This window comes from Limibacillus sp. (genome assembly GCA_037379885.1).
In the GTDB taxonomy this organism is placed as follows: Bacteria; Pseudomonadota; Alphaproteobacteria; order Kiloniellales; family CECT-8803; genus JARRJC01.
The window spans coordinates 1-22,344 of the sequence record JARRJC010000006.1 but is presented as its reverse complement, the minus strand read 5'-3'; the positions used below and the strand labels follow the sequence as shown (position 1 = coordinate 22,344).

Genomic DNA, 22,344 nt, shown 5'->3' with positions numbered 1-22,344 from the left:
GGAGAGTGCGATGGACGGCACGCTTCCCCCGGTCCGAGACCTGCAGCCGATCCTGGTTCTGAACGAGGTCCCCTGCCCCTACCTGGAGGGTTATTGGGAGCGAAAGCTGCTGCTGGTGCTGGACGGGCCGGAGGCCCAGCGCCGGCATGACGAGCTCACGCGTGGCGGCTTCCGCCGCAGCCAGCGCTACATCTACCGGCCCGCCTGCCGCCGCTGCGACGCCTGCGTGCCAGCGCGCGTGCCGGTCCGGGAATTCTCTCTTTCACGCGGCCAGCGCCGGACCTGGAAGCGCAACGAGGACCTGCGCGGCGTGCCGAGGGCGCCCCTAGTGACGCAGGAGCAATTTGATCTCTTCCAGCACTACCTGCAGGCCCGCCACGGCGACGGCGAAATGGCCAACATGAACGAACGCGACTTCGCGGAGATGGTCGGCGCCTCGCCGGTCGACACCTGTCTGGTGGAGTTCCGTGATGAAAAGGGCCGGATGGTCGCGGGCCTGCTTTGCGACCGCATGACCGACGGCCTGAGCCTGGTCTATTCCTTCTTCGATCCGCGCGAAGAAAAACGCGGCCTCGGCAACTACATGATCCTCTGGGCAATCGAAGAGGCGGCCCGGCTTGGCCTCCCCTTCGTCTACCTCGGCTACTGGATCGAGGGGTCGCCGAAGATGGCCTACAAGTCCGCCTTCAAGCCGCTCGAAGTGCTCCGCAAACGGAGCTGGCAGCGCCTCTAGAACTCCAAAGAGATATCCCGGTGCACCGACTGGCAAGCCGCCACGTCGAGCGCGATGTCGCGCGGCAGGCGTGACTGCTTGCGAAGGCCGATCGAGTTGCGGATCGTCTCTTCATAGGCCACCAGGTCGGCGTAGACGCCGTCCTTTGCCTGCTGACGCCAGGAAAGCTCCATGGCGAAGAGATCCAGCGCCTCGGCCAGCTTTACTCCAGCCTCCTCGATATCGTTGTCCTCCAAGGCGCGGCGCGCCCGTGACAGAGGCTTGCGGATATCGTTGGTGCCTTCGATGTCGCGCAGCGTCCGCTCGACATCCTGGATCGTCTCTTCGGCTTCTGCGGGCGGCTGCTGTTGCAGCGCCTGCGGCAAGGCCTCGATCTGCGGGCGCACCGCGGCGAGACCGTCGGCCGAACCGATGGAGGCGATCACCTCGACCAACTCGTCGTAGGACTGGTCCACCAAGCGCCGGTAGGTGCCGCGCGCCTTATTCTTCTCAGCCAGAAGACCCTTGTAGGTTTCATGCGCGCTCTCCCACTCATCGGGGATGGCGGCCTTGTCTTCCTCCTGAAGCGCCATGAGTTCGTCGATCTCTTCTTCGACCTTGGCGATATCGCTCTCTCCGAAGCGCTCGTCGCGCCGGTAGCGGTTGATGCGCTGCTTTTCCTGATCGATCCGGGCTTGGAGCTTGCGGACATCCGCCTGAAGCGCACGCACCTCTCTGTGGAGAGGTCTGTAATCGGGCTCATAGGCTCTCAGTTCGGCCTCCGCCGCCTTGACCTCGTCCAGCGTGGAAAGCGCGGTCTCGGCGCTGTCGAAGGACTCCTGCAGGGTCTCGCGCACCTCCGCCGGCAGCCCGGCGTAGTCGAGCTGGCGCACCGAAGAGATGGCCGAGCGCAGCTGGTCGCCGTTCTCGTCGTAGTAGACCGCAAGGTAATCCTCGATGCAGGCCTGCAAACGCGGATTCAGCGGCGGCGGCGCCACTTCCGAGGTCAGGTAGGTGCGCTGCGGCAGATAGTTCACCAGCGGCGGCGCGAAGGCGACGATCACCAGCGCGATCAGCTGCAGCGAGATGAAGGCCACCACGCCACGGTACATCTCCAGCGTCTTGACCGCTGCCGGGGCGACCCCGCGCAGGTAGAAGAGCGCGAAGCCAAAGGGCGGCGTCAGGAACGAGGTCTGGATGTTGAGGCCGATCATCACGCCCAGCCAGACGGCCGTGACGTTGGCCGAGGGATCGGCCAACAGGATCGGCGCGACGATGGGAACCACCACCACCGCGATCTCGATGAAGTCCAGGAAGAAGCCCAGGATGAAGATCACGGCCATGACCACGAAGAACTGCGCCCAGAAGCCGCCCGGCAGGCCGGTCAGGAACTCGCGCACCAACTCCTCGCCGCCAAAGGCGCGGAAGGCCGCCGTCAGCATGGCTGCGCCCAGCAGGATGATGAATACCATGGAGGTGGTCTTCGCGGTGTCGATCATGACCCCGCGCAGCGTGTCTTCCAGCTTGAAGGTCCGCCAGCCCGACCACACGATGGAGGTCAGGAAGGCTGCGACGGCGACGATGGCCAGGGCGATCCCCACCATATCGCGGCTATTGTCGATGCTCTTGATGTTCAGATCGAAGAACTGCAGCAGCACCATGATCGCGGCCAGGGAGATCACGGCCAGGATCGCCGGGTAGTAAGCGCCCTTCCTGCCGTCCATCAGGCGGTAGCCCGCCATGATGGTGGCGCCCGCCGCGCCGATGGCGCCCGCCTGGTTGACCGTGGCGATGCCCAGCAGGATCGAGCCCAGGACCGCGAAGATCAGCGCCAGGGGCGGCACGAGAGACAGCAGGACGGAAATCCAGAACTGTCCGTCGAACTTTCCGTCGTAGTGCACCGCGGGCGCCTGCTTGGGCCGCAGGAAGGCAAAGCCGAGAATGAAGACCATGTAGAGCCCGACCAGCACCAGCCCGGGCAGGAAGGCGCCCAGGAACATATCGCCGGCCGAGGTGGAGCCGACATCGAACTCGCTGGGGATGTTGAAGGCCCCGGTCGCCTCCTTGTACTCCTGCTGACGCAGGGTCGATGCCTGATCCGCGGCGCTCGCCAACTGGTCGGCCAGGATGATCAGCACGATCGAGGGCGGAATGATCTGACCCAGCGTTCCGGAGGCCGCGATGGTGCCGGTCGCCAGGGGCTTGGAGTAGTTGTTGCGCAGCATGGCCGGCAGGGAGATCAAGCCCATGGCCACCACGGTGGCGCCGACGATGCCCGTGGTCGCGGCCAGAAGCGCGCCCACGAAGACGACGGAGATGCCGAGACCGCCTGGGATCGGCCCGAAGAGCTGGGCCATCTTGACCAGCAGGTCCTCGGCGATCTTGGAGCGCTGAAGCATGATCCCCATGAAGACGAACAGGGGAATTGCTATCAGCGTGTCGCGTTCAACCTCCCAATAGATGCCGCGGAAGTTGGTGACGCCCGCGGTCAACCACTCGATCGGTCCGTCCTGCGCGAAGTAGGCGCCGGAATCGCCCGCCACCAGCCAGCCCACGACGCCGGCGATGGTGATGGCCAGGATCGCCGAGCCCGGCAGGGAGAAGGCCACGGGAAAACCCGAAGCCAGAGCCGTGGCCATCAGCAGGACCAGGAGGAGGAGGAAGAAGAGCTCCATTATTTTTCTACCACGCTTTCATGCCAGCTTATCTGCGGGGCCTAGTGGACGATCTCGCCGTCGCTCGGCTCGTCCCCACCCGGTTCTTCCTTGTAGTCGGCGATCCCTTTGAGGAAGTAGCTCGCGAACTGGATCATCATGGTGAGCGCGAAGACCACCAGGAAACCGGCCATGATGTACTTCGTGTACATGCCGAAACCGGACTGGGAGACCTCGAAGCTCAAAAGCGGCGAGTTGATGATGTTGGACTTGCCCCACATGCCCCGGGTCAGCACCACAACGCAAAGCGGGATACCGAGGACCCCCGCGCCGATGGCGTTGACGATACCCTTGGTCGGCATGCGGAAGCGCGCGAACAGCACGTCCACGCGAACGTGTCCGTCCGCGACCAGCGTATGCGCGCTGGCGAACAGGAACAGCCCCGCGTACCAGAAGCGCACCAGATCGCCCATGAAGGCCTGCTCGTAGGAAAAGATGAAGCGCAGGACCACGATCTGAAGCTCCGCCAGCACCACCAGCGTTCCCAGCCACATGAACGACAGGCCGCGCGTGAAGAAGGCGATCACCATGGCCACGCCGATCAGCGGGTAGTGAATGTAGGTGCCCCGCCATTGGGAGCGGCCCATCTCGGTCGTGAGGTCGGGGCCGATCAAGGCCTCCATCAGACCTTCGACCCGGAGGAAGGAGATCACCATGTCGGCGAGGCCGACCAGCAGCACGGCCCAGAAAGCCGCGCGCGCGAAATAGGCCGACAGGGCCGAGAGGCGGTTACTATCGGGCCGCAGCCCTTCGTGCGAGCGGCGCAGAACCATGACGCAGGCGATGAGGAACACCGCCAGGTAGGAGAAGGTCTGCAGCCAGCCGTAAAGCGCCAGACTGGGGTCCATGGGCGTGCTGTTCTCCCCCAACCATCCCTGGTAGGAGAAAAAGGTCGCAAGGCCCGGCCAGCCGCGCCAGAAAATCAGATAGTTGTTCAGAAGGAACATCAGCGTCGCGCCGGCCACGTACCAGCAGGCGATGCGCAACACCAAGTCGAGCGTCGAGGAGCCTCCAGCGCCCCTCGTGGGCGTCGAGAATTCGGCTTCCGCGGAAGATGCCATGTTCGCTTAATCCTAAAGCTGCGGGACGGGGTCCCGTACCGAGGAACCCCGCCCACACAGTTCTCAAGAACCTGTCTTCGCCTTTCTCAGGCTTCGATCAGGATCAGACGCCCAGCACGCGGTTACGCTGGCGAAGGTAGGCCACCTCGGCGAGGTTGCCCCAGGCACCCACATCGGCCCGCGCGGCGGCGAAGCTCTCGTGGATGCGGTTCGCCAGATCGCTGTGCGCACGCGCTTCACCGAAGACCTCCTCGGCGGCGGCGCCGAAGGAATCGTAGATGTCATCGTTGAACTCGCGCAGCTCGACGCCCTGCTCGTTGATCAGGCGCGTCAGCGCCTCACCGTTCTTGGCGTTGAACTCGGACATCATCACGTCGTTCTCCATGGAAGAAGCGGCCTCGATGATGAGCTGATCGGAGGGCGACAGGCTCTCCCACCAGGACTTGTTCATGCCGACGGCCAGCATGGAGCCGGGCTCGTGGAAGCCGGGGTAGTAGTAGTACTTGGCGGCTTCGTAGAACTTCATGACCTCATCGTTCCAGGGGCCGACCCACTCGGTGGCGTCGATCGCGCCGGACACGAGGTTTTCGTAGATCTGACCGCCCGGCAGGGATACCGGAGAGGCGCCCAGCTTGGCCATGACGTCGCCGCCGAGGCCAGGAATACGCATCTTCAGGCCTTTGAGGTCGTCGGCCTCTTCGATTTCCTTGTTGAACCAGCCGCCCATCTGCACGCCGGTCGAGCCGCACATCAGGCACTTGAGGCCGAACTCGGAAGCGAGCTCGTCCCAGAGCTGCTGGCCGCCCATGAAGCGGATCCAGGCGTTCATTTCGGTGTAGGTGAGACCGAAGGGAACGGAGGTGAAGTAGGCCCAGCCGGGATGCTTGCCCTTCCAGTAGTAGTCGGCTGCGTGATAGGCCTGGGCGTTACCGGACGCCACTTCGTCGAAGGAGTCGAACGCGCCGACGCGCTCGCCAGCGGCGAAGTACTGCACCTGGATGCGGCCGTCGGTCATGTCGGACACGCGCTGCGCGAAGCGCTGCGCGCCGGTGCCAAGACCGGGGAAATCGCGGGGCCAGGTGGAGACGACCGCCATTTCGATGCGGTCCTGTGCGACCGCCGGAGCCGCCAGAGCCGAAGCAGCGGCCACGCCGCCGACGCCAGCCACGCCCGCCGTTTTGATGAAGTCACGCCTTTTCATTAAAGAAACCTCCCTTGGGTTCTGATCGGTTATCGCGTGTTCCGCGCGAAAGTAAGCGTCTTTGCCAGAGAACAGCCAACGGTTTGCGACGTCCTCCACCCTCACGCCAAACGAAAGCGCGAAGCGAAGGCGATCCTATAAGAGCTAGAACGAAAACGCAAAGCAGTTTCAATCATTTCGCATGGCTTCGTCGCCATCAATTCAAGAGCGGGCGGATTGCCTCGACTTTCACGTTAGACGGCCACGCCGGGCCCATGCTCTACTGCCGCGCGGCCTTGGTTCGCCGCTGCATCACGGGCAGGAAAGGACGCCCTACAAGAATGATCTACGCAAGACAGGGACGGCGCGGAATGGTCAGCGCGCCGCATCATCTGGCCGCCGAAGCAGGCGTCGACATCCTGCGCGCGGGCGGGAACGCCGTCGAGGCCATGGTCGCAGCGGCCGCCGCCATCGCCGTCGTCTATCCGCACATGAACGCCATCGGCGGCGACGGCTTCTGGCTGATCGCCGAACCCGGTAAGGACCCGGTCGGAATCGACGCGAGCGGCGGCGCGGCCGGACTCGCCAGCATTGATTTCTACAGAGAACAGGGGCTGGAGCAGATACCGGCGCGCGGCCCGCTGGCCGCCCTCACCTGCGCTGGGACCGTCGCCGGCTGGGGCGCGGCGCTGAGGCACGCCTCGACCTGGGGCAAGGCGCTTCCCCGCGAGGAGCTGATGGCCGCGGCCGTCCGCCACGGCAAGGAAGGCGTCTGCGTCACCCGCGGTCAGGAGGGGCTGACCCGCGAGAAGCTGCCGGAACTGCTCGATTCACCGGGCTTTGCCGCGACCTATCTGGATGCCGGCGGCGAGGTGCTGCCGGAGGGCGCGCTGCTGAAGCAGCCGGCGCTGGCCGCCAGCCTGGAACAGTTGGGCCGCGCCGGGTTCGACGACTTCTACCGGGGCGATCTGGCCCGCAGCCTCGCCAAAGGTCTGGAGTCCGTCGGCAGCCCCTTGCGCCTCTCCGACCTGGAGGCCTACCTGGCGCGCCCGGTCGAACCTCTGTCGGTCGAGATCGGCAGCGGCAAGCTCTACAACATGCCGCCCCCGACACAGGGCGTATCCTCGCTGATGATCCTGGCGCTTTTCGACCGCCTTGGGGTGCGCGAGGCCGAAAGCTTCGACCATATCCACGGTCTGGTCGAAGCGACAAAGCAGGCCTTCATCCTGCGCAACGCCTCGCTCGCCGACCCCAAGATCATGACCACGGACCCCAAGGCCTGGCTGCAATCCGCCTTTCTGGATGAGCTCGCCTCGGGCATAGACCGCAAGCGCGCCCTGCCCTGGCCCCACCAACCCAAACCGGGCGACACCATCTGGATGGGAGCCGCCGACGCCGAGGGGCGCGTGGTTTCCTTCATCCAGTCGGTCTATTGGGAGTACGGCAGCGGCCTGGTGGTGCCGGATACCGGCATCCTCTGGCAGAACCGGGGTACGGCCTTCTCGCTCGACCCGGCGCACCACAACCACCTGCAGCCGGGCCTGCGGCCCTTCCACACGCTGAACCCGGCGCTTGCGCGCCTCAAGGACGGGCGCACCCTCGCCTACGGCAACATGGGGGGCGAAGGCCAGCCGCAGAGCCAATCGGCGGTCTACAGCCGCCATGTCCTCTTCGGCCAGGATCTGCAGCAGGCGGTCACCGCGCCGCGCTGGCTGTTGGGCCGCACCTGGGGGGAGAACACCACGACCCTGAAGCTGGAGAGCCGCTTCGACCCGGCCCTGGTGGAGGCGCTCAGGAACGCCGGTCACGAGGTCGAAGTGCTGGAGCCCTTCACCAGCACCATGGGTCATGCCGGCGCGGTCGCGGTATCGCCCGAGGGCCGCTACGAAGGCGCCAGCGATCCGCGCAGCGACGGCGATGCCGTGGCGCTCTGAGGGAACTTAAGGGAGAGGGAAAGACAAGATGGAGAACCGCACGCCGCGCGAGGTCGCCAAGCTGCAGCTACAGGCCTACAACGCCCATGATTTGGAAGGCTACATGGCGCTCTTCCACGCTGACGCCGTCATCTACGACCTGCCATCGGGCGATGTCATCGCCGAGGGGCACGAGGAAATCCGGAGCCTCTATGAGAACCGCTTCTCTCACGAGGAGCTCTACTGCGCGGTCACCAACCAGATGGAGATCGGCGACTACGCCATCGACCGGGAGGTGCTGACCGGCTTGCCCGGCGGTCAGGTGCAGGTGCTGGCGATGTACGAGGTGATCCAGGGCCTCATCAAGCGCATCTTCTTCGTGCGCGCCTGAGCCGCCTCAATCGAAGTCAATCGAACTCAATCGAAGCGGTTGTTCTTCGGGAAGCCGCGCGGCGGCAAGCGGCCTGCCGAGGCGCGCTTGCCCAGCCAGTCGGTCAGTTCGGTCTCCGTACGCGTACGATCCCCCGCACCGCCCATGGTCCAGCTCAGGCCCTCGGCCAGCGTGAAGCACTTGGCGTCGGCCAGGCCGCCGTCCTTGTAGCGCTGTAGCCGTACGCCCTTGCCCCGGGTCATCTCCGGCAGCTCTTCCAGCGGGAAGATCAGGAGCTTGTGGTTGTCCCCCACCACCGCGACAGAATCCGCGCCTTCGGGCAGCGGGCGGCAGACCTGGGCCTCGGCCCCATCGGAGACGTTCAGGACCTGCTTGCCGTTCTTGGTCTGCGCGATCACCTCTTCCTCGGGAACCAGGAAGCCCTGCCCCTCGCTGGAAGCGACGAGCAGCTTGCCGCCCGGCCTGTGCAGCATCATGGCGATCACGTCCTGATCGTTGGGAAGGTCGATCATGAGGCGCAGCGGCTCCCCGAAACCCCGCCCGCCGGGCAGCTTGTCGGCACCCAGCGTGTAGAGCCGCCCGTTGGTCGCGAAGACCAGCAGCTTGTCGGTGGTCTGGGCGCGCTGAACGAAGCGCTCCCGGTCGCCTTCCTTGTACTTGGCGGTGGTCACATCCTCGACGTGCCCTTTCATCGCCCGTATCCAGCCCTTCTGGGAAAGCAGGACGGTGATGGGCTCGCGTTCGATCACCGCTTCCAGCGGCACCACGATGTCATCCGGCACGTCGCCGAGGTCGGTCATGCGCCGCCCCAGGTCGGTCTTCTTGCCGAAGGCCTCCCGCGTTGCGCGGATCTGATCGGCGATCGTGGACCAGCGCCTCTCCTCGTTCTCCAACAGGTCTTCGAGGTCCGCGCGTTCCGCCGTCAGGGCGTCGTGCTCCTTGCGGATCTCCATTTCCTCAAGCTTGCGCAAATGGCGCAGGCGCATGTTCAGGATGGCGTCCGCCTGATTCTCGGTCAGATCGAAGGCCGCGATCAGTTCGGCCTTGGGCTCGTCCTCCTCCCGGATGATCCGGATCACCTCGTCGAGGTTGAGGTAAGCCACCAGATAGCCGCTCAGGACCTCCAGGCGCTTGATGATCTCGTCCAGGCGATGATGCGAACGCCGCACCAGCACCTCGTGCCGGTGGTCAAGGAAAGCCTGCAGGACGTCGCGCAGCGGCATGACCCGCGGGGTGTGGTCCGCCCCCAGCACGTTCATGTTGAGGCTGACCCGCGTCTCCAGCTCTGTCTGCTTGAAGAGGTGCTCCATCAGCACCTCCGGCGCGACGTTGCGGCTCTTGGGCTCCAGCACCACGCGCACATCAGCGGCGGACTCGTCCAGGACGTCGGCCAGCAGCGGCAGCTTCTTCTGGTGCAGCAGGTCGGCGATGCGTTCGATCAGCTTGGATTTCTGAACCTGATAGGGAATCTCGGTGACGATGATCCGGTAGGTGCCGCCGGGCATCTTCTCCGCCTCCCAGCGCGCCCTCAGACGGAAGGAACCGCGCCCCGTGGCATAGGCCTCCCGAATCGCCTCGCGGGATTCCACCAGGATGCCGCCGGTCGGGAAGTCGGGTCCGGGCACCAGTTCCACCAGCTTGTCGGCGGTGACGTTGGGGTGCTTGATGATGTGCAGCAGCGCGTTGCAGAGCTCTTCGGCATTGTGCGGCGGGATCGAGGTGGCCATGCCGACCGCGATGCCCTGGGAGCCATTGGCCAGCAGGTTCGGAAAGGCCGACGGCAGCACCACCGGCTCCTTGCCCTCCCCGTCATAGGTCGGGCGGAAATCGACCGTGTCCTCGTCGATGCCGTCGAGCAGCGCCTCGGCCACGGCCGTCAACCGGGCCTCGGTGTATCGCATGGCCGCCGCGTTATCGCCGTCGATATTGCCGAAGTTGCCCTGCCCGTCGATCAGCGGATACCGCAGCGCGAAGTTCTGGGCCAGGCGCACCAGCGCATCGTAGATCGCCTGATCCCCGTGCGGGTGGAACTTACCGATCACGTCGCCGACCACGCGGGCCGACTTCTTATAGGGCGAATCGGGGTTCAATCGCAGTTGGCGCATGGCGTAGAGCAGGCGCCGGTGAACGGGCTTCAAGCCGTCGCGCACGTCGGGCAGCGAGCGAGCCATGATGGTGGAAAGGGCGTAGCTCAAGTAACGCTCGGCCAGCGCGTCGGCCAGGCGCACCGGCTGGATGTTGCCCTCGTCTTCCGAGCGAACGGCGGACATGGAGTCTCCCTGATAAGAATCGCGAGATATGGTAGCCCCAAGGCCACAGCGCTACAAGATCGCGTAGCCTGCTGGCCTGGGGAAAAGTCGGTTGGTCAGGAGGGCGGCTCAGGCTGTCGGGCGCTGCTCGAAGCCTTCCGGCACCTCTCCGCCCCAAGGCTCCTTCTCACTCCCGCCCCTCTTACCCTCGCCCGGCGCGCCGCCGGGGCGAGGCCGTGCCGTGGACGCTTGCGAAGGCGACCCTGACCGCGCGCTTGGCGTGACGCCGCCAGAGGTCGCGCTGGGTCCAGTGATCCTCGACGGTCAGGGCAGGCTTGGAGCGGTTCTCGTGCAGCAGGCCATTGCGCAGCTGCCGTAACCAGCTCCGCTCCTCAGTGAGTTCATCGGCCGGGAAGCCGCTGTAAAGCGCCTGGGCGTCGACCACGGCGGCGGCCAGCAGGACGCTGGCCACCCAGGCCCCGGCGCAAAAGCAGCACTGCAACTCGACCATCAGCGCCGCACCCTGCTCCGACAAGCGGCCGACGCCGCCTGCGGTGGCGCGCGCCTGCTCCTCCTCGAACCAGAGACGGCGTTCGTCCCAATCTTCCTCGGAGGGTCTGTCGAGATGTTCCATGTCCGGCTATTCGCCCACCCGGGCCTTATTCGAACTCCAGGATCGCCTGATCGACCGCCAGGCTCGCCCCCGGCTCGGCGCAGACCTTGGAGACCTTGCCGTCGCTGGTGGCGCGCAGGATGTTCTCCATCTTCATCGCCTCCACGACCGCGAGCTCCTCGCCTGCCTTGACCTCCTGCCCCTCCTCCACGGCCAGCGAGACCAGCAGCCCCGGCATTGGGGAGAGCAGGAACTTGGAGAGGTCGGGCGGCTGTTTGATCGGCATCAGCGCGGCAAGTTCCGCGATACGCGGGCGCAGCACCATGATCTCCTGAGCGACACCGCCCATGGTAAGCCGGTCGGCCGGTCCGCGCCTGTCGATCTGGATCGATACGCCCTTGCCCTCGACCTTGCCGAGGAAGACCAGATCGCCCAGCTTCCAGGCGCTGGAGACGGTCATGGAATGGCCGCCCAACTCCACCAGGAAGTCCTCTCCCCGGCGTTCCACCGAGACCGGGTGATTCTCCGTCTGCTCCACCCGCGCGACCCAATCGTTGGGCGCCTCCTGACCGGAGACCTCGGCATCCCGTTCCGCGCGGATGAAGCGCAGGACGGCGGCGGTCGCGATCAACTGGCGCGTCACCTCCTCGCTCGCCTCCAGCCCTTCGAAGCCGTCCGGGAACTCCTCGGCGATGTAGTTGGTGGAAAGCCGCCCTTCCTTGAAACGCGGCTGCGCCAGTACGGCGGCGAGGAAGTCCATGTTGTGGTTGATACCGCGGATGTAGAAGGAATCCAGCGCGGTCTGCATACGGGCGATCGCCTTGTTCCGGTCGGCGCCATAGGTCACCAGCTTGGCGATCATGGGATCGTAGAACATGGTGATCTCCGAGCCTTCGATCACGCCGCTGTCCACGCGCACGCCCTCGCCCTGAGGTTCCCTGTAGCGGGCCAGACGGCCGATGGAAGGCAGGAAGTTGCGGCGGGGATCCTCGGCGTAGACGCGCGATTCGATGGCCCAACCCTTCCAGCCAATGTCCTCCTGGGCGAGCGTCAGCTTCTCGCCCGCGGCGATCCGGATCATCCATTCGACGATATCGATCCCGGTCACCATCTCGGTCACGGGATGCTCGACCTGAAGGCGCGTGTTCATCTCCAGGAAGTAGAAATTGCGGTTCTTGTCGACGATGAACTCGACCGTGCCGGCGGAGCAGTAATCGACCGCGCGCGCCAGCGCCTTGGCCTGCTCGCCCATGGCCTCACGCGTCTCGGCGTCGAGGAAGGGCGATGGAGCCTCTTCGATGACTTTCTGATGGCGGCGCTGGATGGAGCACTCACGCTCGCCCAGGTGCAGCGTCGTCCCGTGCTTATCCGCCAGGACCTGAATCTCGATGTGGCGCGGCTCTTCGATGAACTTCTCGATGAAGACCCGGTCGTCGCCGAAGGAGGAGCGCGCCTCGTTCGTGGCGGAGCGGAAGCCGTCCTTCGCCTCGGCCTCGTCGTAGGCCACGCGCATGCCCTTGCCGCCGCCCCCGGCTGAGGCCTTGATCATGACCGGAAAGCCGATCTCCTTGGCGATCTTCACCGCCTCCTCGGCGTCGGCGATGACGCCCATGTAGCCGGGAACGGTGGAAACCCCCGCTTCCGCCGCCAGCTTCTTCGATTCGATCTTGTCGCCCATGGCGGCGATGGCGCCCGGCGGCGGACCGATGAAGGCGATGCCGGCCTTGTCCAGCGCCTTGGCGAAGGCGGTGTTCTCCGAGACGAAGCCATAGCCGGGGTGAACGGCCTCAGCCCCGGTCTTCTTGCAGGCCTCGATCAGCTTATCGGCGACCAGGTAGCTCTCCGAGGCGGGGGCGGGCCCAATCGCGACGGACTCGTCGGCCAAGTCGACATGCAGCGCTCCGGCGTCCGCCTCCGAATAAACGGCGACGGTCTTGATGCCCATGCGCTTGGCCGAGCGGATCACGCGGCAGGCGATCTCGCCACGGTTGGCGATCAGTATCTTGTCAAAGGGTCGTTTCTTATCAGCCATCTTGGTGCTTCCTGTCCCCGTCTTGCGCGTTACAGCGGCAGATTATCGTGCTTCTTGGGCGGGTTTTCCTGCTCCTTGTCCCGCAACATCTCCAGCGCCCGGCAGATCCGGCGCCGCGTGTTGTGCGGCATGATCACGTCATCGATGAAGCCGCGCGAAGCCGCTACGAAGGGGTTCGCGAACTTCTGGCGGTATTCCTCGGTGCGCTGCTCGATCTTCTCAGGGTCGTCCATGTCCTGACGGAAGATGATCTCCACCGCGCCCTTCGGCCCCATGACGGCGATCTCAGCGGTCGGCCAGGCATAGTTCACATCGCCGCGCAGATGCTTGGAGCTCATCACGTCGTAAGCACCGCCATAGGCCTTGCGGGTGATGACCGTCACCTTGGGCACCGTCGCTTCGGCGTAGGCGAAGAGCAGCTTTGCCCCATGCTTGATGATGCCGTTGTATTCCTGAGAGGTTCCCGGCAGGAACCCCGGCACGTCGACGAAGGTGACGATCGGAATGTTGAAGGCGTCGCAGAAGCGCACGAAGCGCGCGCCCTTGATGGCGGAAGAGATATCCAGACAGCCGGCGAGCACCATGGGCTGATTGGCGACGATCCCGACCGGCGATCCGTTGAAGCGCGCGAACCCGATCACGATGTTCCCGGCATAGGCGGGCTGAAGCTCGAAGAACTCGCCCTCGTCCACCACCTTCTCGATCAGCTCCTTCATGTCGTAGGGCTTGTTCGGGTTGGGCGGGATCAGGCTGTCCAGGGAATAGTCGGGACGGTCACGCGGGTCGCCTGTCGGACGCTCAGGCGGGCCCTCACGATTTGACGAGGGCAAGAACCCGAGGAAGCGGCGCAGCTCCAGCAGGGCCTCGACATCGTTCTCGAACGCCAGGTCGGCGACGCCGGAGCGGGTGGTGTGGGTCAAGGCCCCGCCCAGCTCCTCATGCGTCACGGTTTCATGGGTCACGGTCTTCACCACGTCGGGGCCGGTCACGAACATGTAGGAGGAGTCCTTCACCATGAAGATGAAGTCGGTCATGGCCGGCGAGTAGACCGCCCCGCCCGCGCAGGGACCCATGATCATGGAAATTTGGGGCACCACGCCCGAGGCGAGCACGTTGCGCTGAAACACCTCGGCGTAGCCGGCAAGTGAGGCCACGCCTTCCTGAATGCGCGCGCCGCCGGAATCGTTGAGGCCCACGACCGGCACGCCCACCCGCATGGCCTGATCCATGATCTTGCAGATCTTCTCGGCGTGGGTTTCCGAGAGCGATCCTCCGAAGACCGTGAAATCCTGGCTGAAGACGAAGATCGGGCGTCCGCCCACCGTCCCGAAGCCCGTGACCACGCCATCGCCGGGAACGGTCTGGTCGGCCATGCCGAAATCGACGCAGCGGTGCTCCTTGAACATGTCCCATTCTTCGAAGGAACCCTCGTCCAGCAGCACCTCTATCCGCTCGCGCGCGGTCAGTTTTCCCTTCCCGTGCTGCGCCTCGGTACGGCGCTCGCCACCCCCGGCGCGCGCGGCCTCACGCTTTTCTTCCAACAATCGGATGATGTCCTGCATGTCCCTTCCCCTAATCGCGGACTTATTGCTTTTCTGTTAGCGCAATGCTGATAGCACGCGAGGCAGCCCCCGCCAAGCTTGTGCGGAGACCGGCGACCCGGCGGCGTATCTCCACGCGCAATTCCACGGCGCAAATCCACGAGACCTGATTGAGACAGGACCTGGTTTGAATAAGGAATGAAAGCTGGGTCTGGAACTAAATTGGCCGGCGACGCGGTGGGGGTTGCGTCGCCGGCCGTATTAGAGGACACCCACCAAGGCGCCTCGAAGCGCGGACCCTTCTACCGAAGGGGACGACCAGAGAGGTCCGCGTTTCAAACCAGCGAACAAGCCACCCCTCTCCCAAAGCGTGACTCTGCCGATCTGAAAACCAGACGTGAGACCTACGTCTAGCCTTGTCACAAATCGTAATATCAAGAGAAAACGCTTGGCAAGTCCTAGTTTTCGCAGGTCACGGCCAAATTGGGCTAAGTCACCGCCAAGTCAGGTTATTTAAGCAAATGAAGAAATTGCGCCACCGCCCGTAAGTCGCGCATGACCGCCTCTCGACGGACCGATGCCTCGAAATCCTCGCCCCAAAGCTCTATCTGATGGCTGGCGTCCAGTTCGGCTGCCTCGAAGGCGGCTTCGGCGTCCAGATGGCCCTCCACAAGAGCGAGAGCGATCAACAAGGAGCCGCTGACGCCGACTGCGGTCGACAAGGCCGCCAGGCGGAAGGCGTCCAAGTCCGCTACCGCCCGGGCCAACGCCTCGCGGCTCTCGGGCGGCTGCTCACAGGGCAGGATGCCCGCGACCACGTTCATCTCTGCGCCATAGCGGTCCTTGCACCAATCGAGCACGGGTTGCCAGACGGCCCGCTGGCGCTCGATCAGGTTCTCCGGGTGCTCCGCCCAGTAGCAGAGCAGGTCGTTGCCGCCATAGGCCAGAAGCTGGGCTTCGAGATCCCTGCGCTGGGGCCCCGCCCTGTCCAGGGCCGTGCAGGCGAGGGCCGTCAGCGGCATGGCCGCAGCGTCGATCTCCTCGGATTGCGCGTCCCACTCTTCCGCCAAAGCCTCAGCCAAGGCCGCGCTGGGCAGGATTACCGGCTGCTTCATGGGACTGCGCAGGGCGCGCCCGTCCAGCAGCACGACCCAGCCGTCCGGCGTTTCCCCGGCGGTGGCTGTTTTATAGAAACGCTTGGGCTTCCGGCGGGCTTCGCGCAGCTTCTTTTCGAGCGTCTCGTCGGTCATCAGTTCCCGAAGAGCCCCTTCAGCTTCTTGGTCGCGTCTTCCACCGGGTTGCTGGAACCGCCGTCGCCGCTCCCGCCATCGGTCGCGCCGCCGGTTGCGCCAGCGTCGCCGCTGCCGCCGCCCAGGACGCTGTCGATGGCGGATTTCGGGTCGGAGAGGATCTGCTCGACGCCACCGCCGCCGCCGTCCGACTGAACCTGCTCGACCGCAGCGCTACAGGCGGTGCCACCGTCGCTGCTTTCGACCGCCTTCGCGCCCAACAGCGCCGAGACCCCTGCGACGGGATTGACCACCACGCCCGCGGTCTTGGCGATGCCCAGCGCGGTGCCCGCCAGATCGGGCGCGACACGCGGGTTCTTCATGGTGCCGCCGACCCGGAAGGGCACGGCAAGGCTGGCGAGAGACGCATTGCGGGTCGAGGTATCGAACACCAGGTTCAGCTCCTCCGTACGCAGATCGATGGTCCCGCCGCCGGAGACCGTCAGCACCTCGCTGTCCATGACAATGGCCTTGGAGGTGGCGAGGCCGTTCTTGACCTCGAACTCAACCAGGATGCAGTTCAGCTTATTGCCCTGCTCCTTGGAGAAGAGGGTCCCCAGTTGATCGACGCCCGCTGTCAGGATCTTCAACAGGCGGTCGTCGAGCTGTCCTTCGCCACCCTCGATCTTGATGGTGCCGTTGAGGGTGGAGGCGATGGCCCGCGGAGAGGCGCCGCTGCCCGCAACCGCGATGTCCGCGCCGATGGTGCCGCGCATCTTGTCGAAGTTGCCCTGCTCACGCAGCAGCTTGCCATAGTCGACGCCAGCGGCGGTGAAACCGAAGTCCAGCGCCGGCGTTTGCTGGGCAGAGTTGAGCGTGCTGTCGACCTGCAGGCGACCGTCGGAAAGCAGGGTCTTCAGGGGCGTCAGCGTCAGGACGCCGTCCTTCAGGCCGATTTTACCCTGGGTCTGCTCCAGGGTCAGGCTGTCGTTCAGGACAAGCGCGCCCACCGAGAGGTTCACATCCACCATCGCCGCGCGCAGCAGATCGAGCGGCAGCGGCGTTTCCGGAATCACATAGGGCGAATCACCGCCACCTGACGCCGGGGCTTCCGTTGCCTGACCGCCGCCTTCAGCACCTTCGGCCGCAAAATCACGCAGGTCGATGGTCTCCGACTGGATAGTTCCCGTGACCGAAGGCGTGGCGCCCGCCACCAGAGTGAGCTGACCCTCCAAATCGCTGTTCGCCACCACGGCCTTGATGTCGCTCAGCTTCAGTGTCTGGCCGCTCAGCGCCACCTGCGTCGAGACGTCGATGCCGGTCAGCGGCGGAACGCCGGCGCCGGAAATCTTCTCGATGGCTGAAAGATCGTCGGCCTTGAAGGTGAGCGCGATGTCGGCGGAAGGCTGACCGCCGCTCAGCAGCGCCGTGCCAAGCGCCGTGAACTCCATGCCGCCCAAACCGCCGCTGAGGTCGATGGACTTCTTCTGATCCGGGTCGGTCAGGACCGCAAGGCTGCTAAGGGAGCCCGCCAGATTGACCGGCACATCCTGATAGCTGCCCGTGAAGTCCAGAACCAGCGGGGAGGAGGTGCCGCTGGCCTCCGCCGTCAGGCTGTCGATGGTCAGCGCCAGGGTCTCCCCCGTCGCGCCGTTGCGGTAGGTGACGCGCCCGCCTTCGATGACGACCTCGTCGAAGCTGGTGCTCAACTTCCCGCCACCGCTTTCGGAGGGTTCGGACGGCTCAGCGCCCGGCTCGCCAACCTCCAGCGCCCAGTTCGCGGTCCCATCGGGCTGGGTCTCCAGCTCGATGACCGGGTCGATGATCACCAGACGCTTGATCTGAAGTTCGTTCGAAAGGAGCGGCAGGATCGCGACTTCCAGCTCGAAGCGGTTCACCGAGACCATCTCGTCGGTCGCGGCCCACTCGGCGTTGGAAAGGCCGACGTCGTTCAGCACGACCGCAGGCGAAAGCGATATCTTGAGGTCCATCTCCCCGTCGATACGCAGCGTGCGTCCCGTCGCCTTCTCAGCTTCCGCGATGATCTGATCGCGGTACTGGTTGATATCCAGGCTGCTGAGGACGGCGTAACCGGCAACGATCACCGCCACGATCAGAACGAATAGGCCTATCAGGACATGCTTCAGTCGCATTCTTCGCTTCTCCTAAAAACGCGCCAGCAGCCCGGGTATCTCCCCAAAGCGCTCCGCCAGATGTTCTGCTCCCGCCGCGTGCAATTCATCGCGCGGATGATAACCCCAGGCGACGCCCAGTGCACGGCAACGGGCCGCGCGCGCCATCAACATGTCGTAGGAGGTATCGCCGATCATGACCGTTTCCTCGGGCTCGGCGCCCACCTCGGCCATGGCACGCTGCAGCATCTCAGGGTGCGGCTTCCCGGCGTTGTTGTCCACTGTCTGAATTGTGACAAAATGGTGGGAAAGGCCATGCAGATCGAGGCTGAAATCTACGCCCCGCCGCGCCCTTCCGGTTGCGATCCCCAGGCAGACCTCCGGCCCGTCGAGCTCGGCGATGACCTCCTTGACGCTTTCGTAGAGAGGCTCGGAGTAATCGGGCCTGCGGCGCAGCGCGAAGGCCGTTTCCTTGAAGTGACCGATCAGGCGCAGGAGTTGGGCCTCGCTCTCCGGCTCTGGGTGCAGGCGCGCAAAGGCGTCCTCCAGGGTAAGTCCGACGATGGAGCGCACCTTCTCGGCATCCGGCTCCGGCAGGCCCAGCGCGGTGAAGCTCTCGCGCATCGCGTATTGGATGTGGTGCTGACCGTCGATCAGCGTGCCGTCCATGTCGAAGACGATGAGCTTGAAGCCGTGCATGGCGGCCCCCGTCAGAGCTCAGGATCGAGGTCGCTGGGCTCCAGGCCCAAGAGCTCGAAGGTCTCGAGCAGGTGGCGCGGCGGCGGCGCCTTCACCTCCAGCAGCTTCCCGCTGCCCGAAGGGTGCGGCAGGCGGATGCGCCGCGCGTGCAGGTGCAGCTTCTTGGGCAGGTCCAGCCCCTCCAGGAAAGCATCCGCGCCCCCATACTTGCCGTCGCCCAGGATCGGCGTGCCCAGCTCCCGGCAATGGGCGCGGAGCTGGTGGGTGCGTCCCGTCAACGGCCGCAGTTCCAGCAGCGTCGCCTTGCCGCCCAGCCGGTCCAGCGCACGGAAGTCGGTCACGGCGCGCCGTCCCTCCTCTTCGTCCACATCAACCCGTTCGCCACGCGGAGAAGGCTTCTTCGACAGCGCCAGATCAAGACGGCCTTCAAGCGGCTTTGGCTCGCCCACCACCACGGCCCAATAGACCTTCTCGGTCTCCTTGTCCTTGAAGGCCTCGGCCAGACGCCGTGCGGCTTCAGCGCTGCGCGCCAGCAGCAGCACGCCGCTGGTATCCTTGTCCAGTCGGTGGACCAGGCGCGGACGCTCATCCGCGCCCAGCCTCAGCCCGTCCAGAAGCCCGTCCAGGTGCTGTTCCTGCTTGCTGCCGCCCTGGACGGCCAACCCCGCCGGCTTGTTGATCGCGAGCACCCAGTCGTCCTTGTAGAGGATCGCCTGCTTCAACTGCTCGACCAGCTTGGGATCGGCCTTCACCGTGCGCTTGGGACGCTCGCCGGGCGGCTGCTGGGCGCTGTCGTCCATGGGCGGGACCCGGATCGCCTGGCCGGGCTCCAGCCGAGTCGAGGACTTGGCGCGCTTGCCATCCACGCGTATCTGTCCGGTCCGAAGCAGCTTGTTGAGCCGTCCCAGGCCCAGCGAGGGATAGTGCTGCTTGAACCAGCGGTCGAGCCGCTGGCCGCCTTCGCCCGCCCCGACCTGACGCGTCACCACCCCGCTCATGACAGGAGACTGCGCATCAGGGAGAGAGCCAGTAGGAAAGCGCCCAGCGAAAGCCCGACGCTGAGACCCACGTAGAGGGCAGCCGCGAGCCCCTGCCCCCTCTCGTACAGCAGCACCGCTTCCATCGAGAAGGTCGAAAAGGTCGTGAAGGCGCCGAGGAAGCCGACGGCGATGAAGGCGCGCAGTTCCGGAGAGGGCGACCAGACCAGGGCCGAAGCCTCCACCAGGACGCCCATCAGGAAGGAACCGATGATATTGACCGCCAGAATCCCGACGGGGAAATCCAGGCCCAGCAGGCGGCCGATGTATCCGGCGCCGAAATAGCGGGCGACAGCGCCCAGCGCACCCCCGGCGGCCACGGCCAGTACCATGTTCATGATGCCTCTCCGGTCATGGGATCAAGCGGCGCTTAGACTGCCGGGCTTCGCCCCGGCGATCAAGACGACAAGGCAGCGCTCAGGCTTTGCTGGCGCCCGCTCTTGAGCCAGTTTTGCGTGGCGGTCTCGCTCATCAGATAGACGCCGAGCCGGCCGAGTTCGTTCAGCGCTTCTTCCGGCTCGTCGTTGCCGGCGGCCTCCGGGATCACCACCACGCGGTAGTCGCGCGCGCAGGCCTCATAGACGGTCGCCTGGACCCCTCTCTGGAAGTCGCTGCCGACCAGGACCAGGGTGTTGACGCCCCATTGCTGGAGCATGGCGTCCAGCGGCGTGCGGTAGAACGCGCCCCAGCGGGGCTTGTAGAAGGCGTATTCTGAGCGCGAGAGCTCCTGAATCTCACCGTCCAGGAGGGTGTGGACCGCAAGCCGCCGCTCTCCGGGCAACTGGATATCTTCGAGAAGATCAGCGCCCCGGGTACCCGGCATCAGGACGCGCATGCCCTCCTCCACCGCCTGACGGCGGCAGGGCTCCACATTGGAGCCATCGGGCAGGAAAAAGCGCACGCCGTGAAGGATCGGCAGGCCCTGCTCGCGAAAGGCGCGCACGATCCCGGCGGCCTGACGGGCGGACTGGCGCGTCGACTGGGAGGAGATGGGCGAGCCCTCCTCGATGTAGTCGCGCTGCAATTCGTTGGTGATCAAGGCGACCCGGTCACGCTGCGGCAGCGTATAGTCGGACATTAGGTTGAATGGCCTCCGTTGAAGTTCGTTCTCCCTCGAAACAGGACCAGCGGGCGAAGGGGCCCCTGCCCCGGTCTCTCATTTCGCGAAACTACGCCTTAACCATCTAAGAACAAGGGCGAATCCAGCATAGCTGCCGTCAGTCACCTGCATGCAGCGCATGGATCGGGCTCTAGGTCTTGCCGGAGCGCGCGTCCCGCAGCTTCCGCCAGTAGGCGAGACGCTTGTTGATCTCCCGCTCGAAGCCGCGTTCGGGCGGGTCGTAGAACTGCCGCCGCTCCATCTCCTCGGGGAAGTAATCCTGGCCGGAGAAGCCCTCGGCGGTGTCATGGTCGTAGGCATAGTCCTTGCCGTAACCCAGGTCCTTCATCATCGAGGTCGGCGCGTTCAGGATGTGCTTGGGCGGCATGAGCGAGCCGGTGTCGCGCGCCGCGGAGAGGGAGGTCTTATAGGCCGCATAGGCCGCATTCGACTTGGGCGCGGTGGCCAGATAGAGGACCACCTGGGCGACCGCCAGATCGCCCTCCGGCGAGCCCAGGCGTTCATAGGCTTCCCACCCCGCCAGCGACTGTTGCAGGGCGGCGGGGTCGGCCAAACCGATATCCTCGACGGCGAAGCGCGCCAGGCGGCGCAGGATGTAGCGGGGATCCTCTCCGCCGACCAGCATGCGCGCCAGCCAGTAGAGCGCCGCGTCGGCGTCCGAGCCGCGCAGCGACTTGTGCAGAGCCGAGATGAGGTTGTAGTGCTCCTCCCGGCTCTTGTCGTAGACCGGCGCGCGCTTCTGGACCAGCGTCAGCAAGGCATCGCGGTCCAGGTCGCTCTCGGGCGCTGCCGCCTCGATCGCTTCCACCAGATTCAAGAGGTAACGCCCATCCCCGTCGGCGAGCGCCCGCAGCGTGTCGCGCGCCTCCGCGTCGAGCGGCAGGGCGTGGCCGAGGTCGGTCTCGGCGCGGGCCAGCAGCTTCTCCAGCGCCTCGTCGTCCAGGCGGCGCAGCACGAAGACCTGACAGCGCGACAGCAAGGCGGCGTTGAGCTCGAACGACGGGTTCTCGGTGGTCGCCCCCACCAGCACCACCGTGCCGTCCTCCACGTAGGGCAGGAAGCCGTCCTGCTGCGCGCGGTTGAAGCGGTGGATCTCATCCACGAAGAGCAGCGTGCCTTGCCCGCCTTCCCGGCGCTGACGGGCGCGCTCGAACACCTTCTTCAGGTCGGCGACGCCCGAGAAGACGGCGGAGAGCGGCTCGAAGGCCAGTTCGCCGCTGTCGGCGATCAGGCGGGCGATGGTGGTCTTGCCGCAGCCGGGCGGCCCCCAGAGGATCATGGAGGTCAGGCGGCCGCTGCGCTTCATGCGGCCAATCGCGCCCTCCGGTCCCAGCAGATGGTCCTGACCGATCACCTCCTCCAGCCCCTTGGGGCGCAGGCGGTCGGCGAGCGGCCTGGGCGCGTCCTTTTCGAAGAGCGTGGCCATGGGCGCCGGTATCAGCCCCCGTTCCAGGTGAGCGACTTGCCGTCCCTCTCGATGGTCATGGACCAGGGCGCGCTGCCCTTGGCCACGAGTTCCTCAAGCGCCGCCGTGCTGCCGGGTTCTTCGTCGTTGAGCTCGCGGATGATATCGCCGCTGCGCAGGCCGAGGCGCGCCGCCGGACTGCCCCGATAGACGCCCAGCACCACTACGCCTTCCCACTCTCCGCTCATCTCCAGGTTCTCCGAAAGCCAGGGCGAGAGATTGGCAACCTTGGCCCCGGCAAGGGGGCTGCTGCCTT

General features: G+C 65.4%; 18 protein-coding genes. 3 read left to right on the top strand and 15 right to left on the bottom strand.

Annotation, left to right across the window (positions count from 1 at the left end):
- Positions 1-10: 10 nt before the first annotated feature.
- Complete coding sequence (locus P8X75_03300) at positions 11-733, top strand: arginyltransferase (GenBank protein MEJ1994227.1); 723 nt, start codon at positions 11-13, stop codon at positions 731-733.
- Here the strand turns inward: P8X75_03300 and P8X75_03295 are convergent.
- The 3 genes from P8X75_03295 to P8X75_03285 all read right to left on the bottom strand — a co-directional run bounded on the left by P8X75_03295 (position 730) and on the right by P8X75_03285 (position 5,688).
- On the bottom strand, positions 730-3,387 hold the full coding sequence (locus tag P8X75_03295; GenBank protein ID MEJ1994226.1) for a TRAP transporter large permease subunit: 2,658 nt from the start codon (positions 3,385-3,387) through the stop codon (positions 730-732). The two genes, P8X75_03300 and P8X75_03295, sit on opposite strands and share 4 nt — an antisense overlap.
- 41 nt (positions 3,388-3,428) lie before the next feature.
- Entirely contained in the window at positions 3,429-4,487 is a 1,059-nt protein-coding gene (locus tag P8X75_03290; GenBank protein ID MEJ1994225.1) for a TRAP transporter small permease subunit, read from the bottom strand.
- A 103-nt stretch (positions 4,488-4,590) separates the two neighbouring features.
- The gene (locus P8X75_03285) at positions 4,591-5,688 is read right to left on the bottom strand and encodes a TRAP transporter substrate-binding protein (GenBank protein ID MEJ1994224.1); all 1,098 of its coding nucleotides are present in this window, start codon (positions 5,686-5,688) and stop codon (positions 4,591-4,593) included.
- 320 nt (positions 5,689-6,008) lie between these two features.
- Between P8X75_03285 and P8X75_03280 the strand changes: the two genes are divergently transcribed.
- On the top strand, positions 6,009-7,601 hold the full coding sequence (locus P8X75_03280) for a gamma-glutamyltransferase family protein (GenBank protein ID MEJ1994223.1): 1,593 nt from the start codon (positions 6,009-6,011) through the stop codon (positions 7,599-7,601).
- Between the two features lie 28 nt (positions 7,602-7,629).
- The gene (locus tag P8X75_03275) at positions 7,630-7,971 is read left to right on the top strand and encodes a nuclear transport factor 2 family protein (protein ID MEJ1994222.1); all 342 of its coding nucleotides are present in this window, start codon (positions 7,630-7,632) and stop codon (positions 7,969-7,971) included.
- A gap of 26 nt (positions 7,972-7,997) precedes the next feature.
- On the opposite strand, the gene parC is transcribed toward P8X75_03275, so the two are convergent.
- The 12 genes from parC to P8X75_03215 all read right to left on the bottom strand — a co-directional run.
- Positions 7,998-10,241 carry a DNA topoisomerase IV subunit A gene (gene parC, locus P8X75_03270; protein ID MEJ1994221.1) on the bottom strand — a complete coding sequence of 748 codons (2,244 nt, stop codon included), beginning with the start codon at positions 10,239-10,241 and terminating at the stop codon, positions 7,998-8,000.
- A 181-nt stretch (positions 10,242-10,422) separates the two neighbouring features.
- Positions 10,423-10,854 (bottom strand): hypothetical protein, encoded by a 432-nt coding sequence (locus tag P8X75_03265; protein ID MEJ1994220.1) that lies wholly within the window; start codon positions 10,852-10,854, stop codon positions 10,423-10,425.
- Between the two features lie 25 nt (positions 10,855-10,879).
- Positions 10,880-12,865, bottom strand: coding sequence for an acetyl/propionyl/methylcrotonyl-CoA carboxylase subunit alpha (locus P8X75_03260; GenBank protein MEJ1994219.1), 1,986 nt, complete (start codon positions 12,863-12,865; stop codon positions 10,880-10,882).
- A gap of 29 nt (positions 12,866-12,894) precedes the next feature.
- Positions 12,895-14,427, bottom strand: a complete 1,533-nt coding sequence (locus P8X75_03255; GenBank protein ID MEJ1994218.1) for an acyl-CoA carboxylase subunit beta — start codon at positions 14,425-14,427, stop codon at positions 12,895-12,897.
- Between the two features lie 488 nt (positions 14,428-14,915).
- Entirely contained in the window at positions 14,916-15,656 is a 741-nt protein-coding gene (locus P8X75_03250) for an ATP12 family protein (protein MEJ1994217.1), read from the bottom strand.
- Complete coding sequence (locus P8X75_03245) at positions 15,656-17,788, bottom strand: AsmA family protein (GenBank protein MEJ1994216.1); 2,133 nt, start codon at positions 17,786-17,788, stop codon at positions 15,656-15,658. The genes P8X75_03250 and P8X75_03245 overlap by 1 nt, the downstream gene beginning before the upstream one ends.
- A 12-nt stretch (positions 17,789-17,800) precedes the next feature.
- The gene (locus P8X75_03240) at positions 17,801-18,466 is read right to left on the bottom strand and encodes an HAD-IA family hydrolase (GenBank protein MEJ1994215.1); all 666 of its coding nucleotides are present in this window, start codon (positions 18,464-18,466) and stop codon (positions 17,801-17,803) included.
- An 11-nt stretch (positions 18,467-18,477) separates the two neighbouring features.
- Complete coding sequence (locus tag P8X75_03235) at positions 18,478-19,464, bottom strand: RluA family pseudouridine synthase (GenBank protein MEJ1994214.1); 987 nt, start codon at positions 19,462-19,464, stop codon at positions 18,478-18,480.
- On the bottom strand, positions 19,461-19,841 hold the full coding sequence (gene crcB, locus P8X75_03230) for a fluoride efflux transporter CrcB (protein MEJ1994213.1): 381 nt from the start codon (positions 19,839-19,841) through the stop codon (positions 19,461-19,463). Before crcB ends, P8X75_03235 begins: the two co-directional genes overlap by 4 nt.
- Before the next feature lie 59 nt (positions 19,842-19,900).
- Complete coding sequence (locus P8X75_03225) at positions 19,901-20,581, bottom strand: isochorismatase family protein (protein ID MEJ1994212.1); 681 nt, start codon at positions 20,579-20,581, stop codon at positions 19,901-19,903.
- A gap of 172 nt (positions 20,582-20,753) precedes the next feature.
- Positions 20,754-22,049 carry a replication-associated recombination protein A gene (locus P8X75_03220; GenBank protein ID MEJ1994211.1) on the bottom strand — a complete coding sequence of 432 codons (1,296 nt, stop codon included), beginning with the start codon at positions 22,047-22,049 and terminating at the stop codon, positions 20,754-20,756.
- A gap of 11 nt (positions 22,050-22,060) precedes the next feature.
- A partial coding sequence (locus P8X75_03215) for a PDZ domain-containing protein (protein MEJ1994210.1) occupies positions 22,061-22,344 on the bottom strand: 284 nt, incomplete at its 5' end.

Coding starts and splice junctions, on each gene's coding strand:
- P8X75_03300 (MEJ1994227.1), top strand. CDS start 11: ATGGACGGCACGCTTCCCCCGGTCCGAGACCTGCAGCCGATCCTGGTT.
- P8X75_03295 (MEJ1994226.1), bottom strand. CDS start 3,387: ATGGAGCTCTTCTTCCTCCTCCTCCTGGTCCTGCTGATGGCCACGGCT.
- P8X75_03290 (MEJ1994225.1), bottom strand. CDS start 4,487: ATGGCATCTTCCGCGGAAGCCGAATTCTCGACGCCCACGAGGGGCGCT.
- P8X75_03285 (MEJ1994224.1), bottom strand. CDS start 5,688: ATGAAAAGGCGTGACTTCATCAAAACGGCGGGCGTGGCTGGCGTCGGC.
- P8X75_03280 (MEJ1994223.1), top strand. CDS start 6,009: ATGATCTACGCAAGACAGGGACGGCGCGGAATGGTCAGCGCGCCGCAT.
- P8X75_03275 (MEJ1994222.1), top strand. CDS start 7,630: ATGGAGAACCGCACGCCGCGCGAGGTCGCCAAGCTGCAGCTACAGGCC.
- parC (MEJ1994221.1), bottom strand. CDS start 10,241: ATGTCCGCCGTTCGCTCGGAAGACGAGGGCAACATCCAGCCGGTGCGC.
- P8X75_03265 (MEJ1994220.1), bottom strand. CDS start 10,854: ATGGAACATCTCGACAGACCCTCCGAGGAAGATTGGGACGAACGCCGT.
- P8X75_03260 (MEJ1994219.1), bottom strand. CDS start 12,865: ATGGCTGATAAGAAACGACCCTTTGACAAGATACTGATCGCCAACCGT.
- P8X75_03255 (MEJ1994218.1), bottom strand. CDS start 14,427: ATGCAGGACATCATCCGATTGTTGGAAGAAAAGCGTGAGGCCGCGCGC.
- P8X75_03250 (MEJ1994217.1), bottom strand. CDS start 15,656: ATGACCGACGAGACGCTCGAAAAGAAGCTGCGCGAAGCCCGCCGGAAG.
- P8X75_03245 (MEJ1994216.1), bottom strand. CDS start 17,788: ATGCGACTGAAGCATGTCCTGATAGGCCTATTCGTTCTGATCGTGGCG.
- P8X75_03240 (MEJ1994215.1), bottom strand. CDS start 18,466: ATGCACGGCTTCAAGCTCATCGTCTTCGACATGGACGGCACGCTGATC.
- P8X75_03235 (MEJ1994214.1), bottom strand. CDS start 19,464: ATGAGCGGGGTGGTGACGCGTCAGGTCGGGGCGGGCGAAGGCGGCCAG.
- crcB (MEJ1994213.1), bottom strand. CDS start 19,841: ATGAACATGGTACTGGCCGTGGCCGCCGGGGGTGCGCTGGGCGCTGTC.
- P8X75_03225 (MEJ1994212.1), bottom strand. CDS start 20,581: ATGTCCGACTATACGCTGCCGCAGCGTGACCGGGTCGCCTTGATCACC.
- P8X75_03220 (MEJ1994211.1), bottom strand. CDS start 22,049: ATGGCCACGCTCTTCGAAAAGGACGCGCCCAGGCCGCTCGCCGACCGC.